Source organism: Enterocloster aldenensis (assembly GCF_003434055.1).
Taxonomy (GTDB): domain Bacteria; phylum Bacillota; class Clostridia; order Lachnospirales; family Lachnospiraceae; genus Enterocloster; species Enterocloster aldenensis.
The window spans coordinates 21,719-29,321 of record NZ_QVEX01000030.1; the positions used below are offsets into that span (position 1 = coordinate 21,719).

The following is a 7,603-nucleotide window of genomic DNA, read 5'->3' on the forward strand; positions in this document are numbered from 1 at the left end:
CTATGAGTGATTAGCTGCACGGGTGCCGTAATCGGCGCCGAACCAGATATCCACAATTTCCTTTTCCGGCGCAGGTGTTGCCACAGATACAATGACCATTGCAAGAAGCGCCACGATTAGAGAGGGAATGATGGGGTTCATGTTAAATGCAAACACCGGGTTAAAGGTAGCCAGGAAGTAGTATCCCACGCCGCCCACCATGGAGGCGATACATCCGTATTCATTGGCACGTTTCCACCATGTGCCCAGGAGCATGGGAATGAAAAACGCGGCCGCGCCTCCGGCAATTGCAAAGTTATTGATGACGCCGATCAGCGCAGGCGGTTTGATGGCAAATAAGGTCATGAGGACGATGAGTGCCGCCGTGGATATGGTGTTGACCTTCTGCAGCTCTTTGTCCGTGGCCTCCGGTTTGATGAGGGAGCCGTAAAGGTCCATGACAACACTGGCATTAACCGTAAGCATATTGACGGCCAGTGTGGAGTGGATGGCCGAGGTGACGCCTGCCACCACGATACCGGCAAATACAGGAGGCAGCACCATCAGGGCCGCGTACGGGATGATGGTATCGGAAGCGATATCAGGGAATACGGTCTTTCCAAGGGTTCCCAGGAATGGCATGATACAGCTCCAGAAACCGATGAACAGAATGGTCATGATGGTGGAGCGGTGCAGCGCCTTGCTGGACCCAATCTGGACCGCCCTGGATACATTGTTGGAGCCAACGGCGCCCGACATCCCGGTAAGGAACAGGTAGGACATCAGTCCGGTCAGGGAAAACTGTGCGGTTGGGGTAAGGATGGACGGGTCTGTCAGCGCCAGACTGCGGAACGCCTTCTCCACGGTGCCGTAATCACTGCGCACATAGGTAAACAGCCCCACCATCAGGGCAACCGTGGTCACGGTCATGATAAAGCCCTGGAATACGGATACGATACTGGTCCCTTTGGCTCCGCCGAAGATTGTATAGACGACCAGTATGATCCCGAACAGCACAAGGCCGATTTCGTAGCGCATGCCGGTCATGGTTGCCACCAGCTTTGCGCCGGATGTCATCTGCATGTACAGCATAAGGCCGGTGAACACCACAATGGAGAGGGGGGTATACCATGCAATAAAACGATTATTATTAAAACGGTGCTTTAAGACCACGCCAAAGGAGACCGCATTAATCCTGCCGCACACGATTTTCAGCTTTTTCTGCACAAGGCCCGCGCCGTACAGGTTCAGGAAAATGGTGCCGAACATACAGATACACCACATAAGCCCCCAGCTGTGGGCAAGGCCTGGGTTGGAGAGGAAGGTTCCGCCGGAAGCGCCGCCAGCCGCCAGCATCATGCCCACCAGAAGCCAGTTCATGTTGCCGCCGCCGGCATAGAAATTTTTTCCAAAGCCGGAGCCGGAAGTATCCGTCTTTCTGGCCTGACGGGTGGACCAGATTCCCAGCAGTATGGTAATCAGGGAATAGGCAGCAAAGGTAAGCCCCACGATGATTCTTGTTCTGCTTGTAACTTCCATTCTTATTTACCGTCCTTTCTGTGTGAACTGAACTCCGGGTCCCTGGGTTCCAGGGAAATGTCCTTGTACCAGAATAAAAGCATCAATATGGATATGATGATGGTCACTGCCTGCAGGATGCAGCAAAGTGCAAACCACATGGGCAGCCCGAACAGGTATGTATAGGAGGCAGGGTCCTGTTTACTGAAAAAAAAGGCAATGACCATGGTGATTCCTATATCGAACAGCCAGAGAAGCCCGGTTGCAATGGCTTCCTTTCCAAGGGTCTTAAAACGGGGATCAGGGACAAAATGACTGCTGTCAGTAATATGCGTATTTGTTTCCATCATTGTTACCTCTCCTTTTTTTCATTGAGGCGTCCGGTCCAGCCAAGGGCCTGTGCCAGTGCGTTGTCAATATGATTCCATCCGGCATGGATATTATCCGGGAAACAGCAGTATCTGATTTGAAGATTTGTATCTGTATGTTTTATGGAATTACGGTTTACAGCATTTGCAAAATTCCGGTTCATCTGCGCACAGGGTCCATTTTCCTGCCATGATTGGAACAGGGCCGGAAGCCTTTCAGAAGATGACCAGACCGCGGCCAGATCATTGGATCCTTTTGCCCGTAGGGAGCCGAAGACTGCCTTAAACTGTTCCTTTTGCGACGGGCTGTGGTCCATGAGCCATTGCAGGTCCACATGGCCGTCAATGGAAAAGACGCAGCCCACCCGGTCAGGGTGCAGCGCTCCCAGCTTCAGCGCGCCGAATCCGCCCATCCCGATTCCGCCGATGCACACGTCCTGGGGGGATGACGAAACAGGAAGCACGGCCTGGGCGTAATCCAGAAGTTCAGGGACAATATATGTTCCATAGCACATTTCCGTAAAATTCCCCGATGTTCCCGTTGCCGGGTTCAAGGGCGTAGGGGCATCGTCCCTTGCGGCATAATCCGTATAATAACTTAGGTATCCTTGGGGAAGCAGGATCAGCTGTCCGGACTGGTATGCCAGCCGTTCCAGCCCGGTCTGTCGGATCAGTCCGCCGGGAGAGCTGTGCATGTCATGGAGCAGGATCGTAACAGGGTAAGTTTCCTGAAAGGAGGTCAGGGTAAGCTCCGGCGAATCCTGGGACCGTATATGTTTTTTCTGGGGAATCAGGGCATAAAATTCCATGTTTGTATTCACTGCCTCAGAAGTGTATGTAAATTTCAGCAATGCCATTTAACCCACCTCCTTTTCCATGCCTTGCTTTAACCAGTCCAGGAAAAGTCCCAGCCCCTGCCCGTGCACGCCCCAGCCGTGGGGACCGGGTATCTTGTGCCATGTATAGTCCAGATTCAGGGCGGCCAGGTGACGGTGGTATGCCTCATTGATTTCAATCAGATAATCATCCTCGCCCCAGCTCTGGAAGATTCTTGGCTTTTTATCAGCTGACGCAGACAATCTTCTGGTGACATCATAGAAGTCGTAACAGGTGTCCGTGATATCAGCGGCCGTTCCGAACATACGGCGGTGTTTCAGATTCATGAACGGGCGGGTTTGGATTGCCCAGCCAATATCCACCATGCCGCTCTGGCTTCCCACATGGCCGAAGGTTTCCGGGTGGTTGAGACCGGAAGCCAGAGCCCCAAAGCCTCCCATGGACAATCCGTAGATTGCCGTGTCCTCTCTTTGACCGGACAATGGGAACAGGCTTCGTGAGATGGAAACCAGTTCCTTTGACACATAGGTCATATACTGATGTCCGTATTTATATTCTTCCTGATAATCGGTCCAGAAGCTGAAATTCCCGGACGGCATGACCACTGCCAGATTAGGAAAATGAATATGGACCAGCTGGACCAGCTCTGTCTGCAGAACCGTGTCCATATGGGTTCCCGTTGCCCCGTGCAGGATATACAGGGTGGGAAAATTCCGTCCCCCAGCCGCGGCTGTACAGGCAGCAGATGGTTCCGGTATCAGGGCGGTGATTTGGGTGTCCATTCCCAATGCTTCAGAATAGAATTCCCCTTGAACAAGTGCCATAATAACCTCCAATATAGTATTATTTCGTAAAACTAAATCTTAAATAACGTTATTTTTTATTAGTTTATCGTAAAACTAATATAAGGCAAAAAAAGAAAGATGTCAATGGAAATGTGGAAAAGAGATAAAAATCCATAATAGTACCAAAAAAGAAGCACACAATACAGTAATAATAACTAAAAAAGCGCCCGGATATCAGATGAGTCCGGGCGCCTCCTGTATTTCTGAAAAGCTTTCACGTAAATGGATATCGATATTGACCAGAACATGAACAGGCATATACTCCCTGTGGGATAGGGCATGAATCAGGATTTCGGCGGTAGCCCTGCACATCCGGGACACCGGCATGGTTATGGTGGAGATGGACGGAGACTGGTAGGCAAGGGTGTCGTTGGCCGTAAAACCAAAACAGAGCATTTTCATTTCTCCCGGAATACGGATTCCTTTCTGGCGCAGTACCACCAGTGCGCCCAGTGCCAGGTTGTCGGTCTCGCATACCAGGACCGGCGGCCTGTCATTCAGGGAACATAACTGTTCGGCTGCCAGGGCGCCGCCGTTTACATTATTCTCAATCTGTATGATCCAGTCTTTCCTGATTTGGATTCCAAGCTCCCTGCATCCCTCCAGAAATGCATTGAAACGCCCGGTCTGTCCGATATGCCTTGCATCCGCCCGTATGACGGCGGCCTGTGGGCAGCCGGATTCATGGATCAGCCTGGCAACCGAACGCCCGGCCTGGGAATTGTCCACGCCTACAGTGGAATATTTTTCGCAGTACCGGTCAATCAGGACCACCGGGACCATGGGCGTACAATCCTCCAGAAAAACAAGATCCGCTGCAGAGCAGCCGCTGATGATTACTCCATTGTAAATGCCTTTTTGGAATCCTTCGGCAACTGCCTGCAGCCGGTCCTTCTCATAGGTCTGGATTACCAGCTCACAGTCAAAGGACAGGGCTGCAAATACCTGCTGTATTTCATATATAAAATCGCCGCAAAGCCGGATCCGGGAGTCCGCAGGCCAGTAAAGGGCAAAAATCGGGCGCTCTGCCCCGGAACTTCTAAGCCTTCGGGCAGTGGTGTTGGGCTGGTAACCCAGTTCCTTCATGGCTTCCATGACCCGCGCCACGGTTTCCGGATGTATGTGGCGCTCCTTTGCTTTTCCGTTGAGGATTAGGGATACTGTGGTGGGGGTAACGCCTGCGGCATTGGCAACATCTTTTTGTGTGGGCATAAATCATTCTCCTTGAAGCTGTATTCAGTTATTATCATATAGTGAAGAGACATGAATGGCAAGCGGTAATTATATTTAGATTGCATATATCACATGGCTGCCGGCTTGTATCATACACATAAAAACTGCATTTGCAGCTGTTTTTAGTGCAATTGTCAGGTGGATGCTTCCCAGGCTAATGTTATTGATTGTATTTAAAAGAAGTTGACAAAAATCCGGTCAACCGGGTTATCTGCAAGTGTGACTACCAGCCGGTCCTTACGCCATCCTATAAATAGTTTGTCGCAACAAACTCTTTTTGTTGACAATTTTTCCTATTAAGCATACAATGAATATGGTTTTAAGGATTTTACAGGAGGATACGGGTCAGTATGCAGAGGAAACTGAATGAGTGCGAAATCGGCGGCCGGTATGTGGTGGCAGGGGTACAGGTGGATGAGGGCATTACCAGGAGATTGGAGGCCCTTGGGGTCAATGAAGGTACTCCTGTGAATATATTGAATAAGAAGGGCAGCGGAAGCGTGATTATAAAGGTCAGGGGAACCAGGCTGGCTTTGGGACGCCGTCTGTCGGAGGGAATCACGGTCAGGGAGGAACATACAACATGAATGGGCAGGCCAGGGCAGCAGGAAAAGATTTATATGGAAGCATAACTCTGGGGACAGGGGGTGAATCCATGGATATGGAACCACATGCCGGTAAGCCGGGAGAAAGGAAACGCGGTTTGCCGGATCCGGCGCATAGGGACAGTAAGGAAAGCACACGCCCCATAACGGTTGGTTTTGTCGGGAATCCTAACTGCGGGAAGACCACTTTATTTAACGCGTTCACGGGAGCCAAGCTGAAAGTGGCCAACTGGCCAGGCGTTACCGTGGAACGGGTGGAGGGGGAAACCAGCTATAAGGGCAGGCCGATTAAGGTAATTGACCTTCCCGGTATTTACAGCCTTACCTCCTACACAATAGAAGAAAAGGTGACCAGGAAATGCATTGAAGACGGGGAAGTGGATGTCATCATCAATGTGGTGGATGCCTCCTCCCTTGAGCGGAACCTATATCTTACCATGCAGCTCATTGAACTGAAAAAACCGGTCATCCTGGCCCTTAACATGATGGATATCGTGGAAGAGAGGGGAATGGAGATAGACATGCACCGCCTGCCTGAAATGCTGGGGGAAATCCCGGTTGTTCCGGTGTCTGCCAGAAGGCGGACAGGGCTGGATGTGCTGATGCATGCAGTGGTGCATCATTATGAAGAGGGGCCCCAGGGCGTGGTGGTCCATTACAGTGAAGAGGTGGAGGGCAGGATTGCACGGATTGAAACAGCCCTCAGGGAAAAATACGGCGATATGGATAACATGCGCTGGCATGCCATCAAGTTCCTGGAATTTGATGAGGTAGTCATAAGCGACCACCCGCTGGATCATGTGGAACAGATCCTGCCACGGAATTATGAGAAACAGATTATCAATGAAAAATATGATTACATAGAGGAAGTAATTGAGGAATGCCTGTTTAATAAGAATGAGAAGGCGGCTACCACGGACAGGGTGGACCAGTTCATGACCCATCCGGTCTGGGGAATCCCCATCTTCCTGGGAATCATGGCACTGGTATTTTTCCTCACATTTACGGTTGGTGATTTCCTGAAACAATATTTCCAGATGGGCCTGGATGTGATTTCGGGATCCGTGCTTGCCCTGCTCACCAATGTGCATGCGGCCCAGTGGCTTACATCCCTGATCCTGGACGGAATCATTGCCGGGGTGGGCGGGATCCTTACGTTCCTGCCCAATATCTTCATCCTGTTCCTGGCCCTTGCTTTTCTGGAGGACAGCGGCTATATGGCCAGGGTTGCGTATGTGATGAATGAGACCATGGGCATGGTTGGGTTATCCGGCAAGGCATTCCTGCCCATGCTTTTGGGGTTCGGATGTACGGTTCCGGCTGTAATGGCAACCCGGGCGCTGGAGAGTGTTAAGGACCGGCGCAGGACAATCCTCATAACTCCATTTATGTCCTGCTCTGCCAGGCTTCCGATTTACGTGTTGTTTGCAGAGATGTTTTTCCCGGACAAAGCCCTTCTTGTTGCATATTCGCTGTATATCATCGGACTCTGCATAGCCATCCTGGTGGCGTTCATCGCCCATATGCATGAGAAGCATGACAGCGCGCAGAATGCCCTCCTGATTGAACTGCCGGAGTATAAGACCCCAAACAGCAGGACCGTTGCCATCTATGTGTGGGACAAGGTAAAAGACTATCTGAGCAAAGCAGGAACCACCATATTCATTGCGTCAATCGTGCTGTGGTTTGTCCTGAATCTGGGACCATCCGGTTTTGTATCAGATGTGTCGGACAGTTTTGCCGCAATCATCGGACACATCCTTGTGCCGGTGTTAAGACCGGCCGGACTGGGAATCTGGCAGGTGGCAGTAGCCCTCATTTCAGGCCTTTCAGCCAAGGAAGTGGTGGTGTCCAGCTTCAGCGTGCTTTATGGAATCAGCAACATCAATTCCGGGGCAGGTATGGCCGAACTTTCCTCCAGCATGTCCATGGCCGGGTTTGGCGGGGTAAATGCATATGCGCTCATGATTTTCTGCCTGCTGTATTCTCCGTGTATTGCAGCGGTAGCAACCATTAAAAAGGAAACCGGTTCCTGGAGATGGACAATCGGCATGGTGGTGTTCCAGCTGGCAGTTGCATGGCTGGCAGCCGTGGTGGTGTTCCAGATAGGAAGCCTGCTGTTTGGATAGGATGCCGCGCCGCAGCGGAAGCCTGCCTGACGTAAAAGCAATTTTCAGACACACCCTAGTACCTTGACATAGTTAAAAAGCATTTATAC

The 7,603-nt window shown here is 51.2% G+C and carries 7 protein-coding genes; 2 read left to right on the forward strand and 5 right to left on the reverse strand.

From position 1 onward, the window contains the following. From DWX59_RS27695 to DWX59_RS27715, 5 genes are all read right to left on the reverse strand, one after another. Complete coding sequence (locus DWX59_RS27695; protein WP_117563377.1) at positions 1-1,518, reverse strand: sodium:solute symporter family transporter; 1,518 nt, start codon at positions 1,516-1,518, stop codon at positions 1-3. A gap of 2 nt (positions 1,519-1,520) precedes the next feature. Next, the gene (locus tag DWX59_RS27700; protein WP_117563378.1) at positions 1,521-1,847 is read right to left on the reverse strand and encodes a YhdT family protein; all 327 of its coding nucleotides are present in this window, start codon (positions 1,845-1,847) and stop codon (positions 1,521-1,523) included. A 2-nt stretch (positions 1,848-1,849) separates the two neighbouring features. Then, positions 1,850-2,722 carry an alpha/beta hydrolase-fold protein gene (locus DWX59_RS27705; RefSeq protein ID WP_117563379.1) on the reverse strand — a complete coding sequence of 291 codons (873 nt, stop codon included), beginning with the start codon at positions 2,720-2,722 and terminating at the stop codon, positions 1,850-1,852. Then, on the reverse strand, positions 2,723-3,526 hold the full coding sequence (locus tag DWX59_RS27710; protein WP_117563380.1) for an alpha/beta hydrolase: 804 nt from the start codon (positions 3,524-3,526) through the stop codon (positions 2,723-2,725). 195 nt (positions 3,527-3,721) lie between these two features. Beyond that, positions 3,722-4,759 (reverse strand): LacI family DNA-binding transcriptional regulator, encoded by a 1,038-nt coding sequence (locus DWX59_RS27715; RefSeq protein WP_117563381.1) that lies wholly within the window; start codon positions 4,757-4,759, stop codon positions 3,722-3,724. Positions 4,760-5,130: 371 nt separating this feature from the next. On the opposite strand from DWX59_RS27715, the gene DWX59_RS27720 reads away from it, so the two are divergent. Next, a complete protein-coding gene (locus DWX59_RS27720) occupies positions 5,131-5,367 on the forward strand; it encodes a FeoA family protein (RefSeq protein WP_117563382.1) in 237 nt (78 codons plus the stop codon). Continuing rightward, a complete protein-coding gene (gene feoB / locus DWX59_RS27725; protein ID WP_117563383.1) occupies positions 5,364-7,514 on the forward strand; it encodes a ferrous iron transport protein B in 2,151 nt (716 codons plus the stop codon). Before DWX59_RS27720 ends, feoB begins: the two co-directional genes overlap by 4 nt. Positions 7,515-7,603 lie beyond the last annotated feature (89 nt).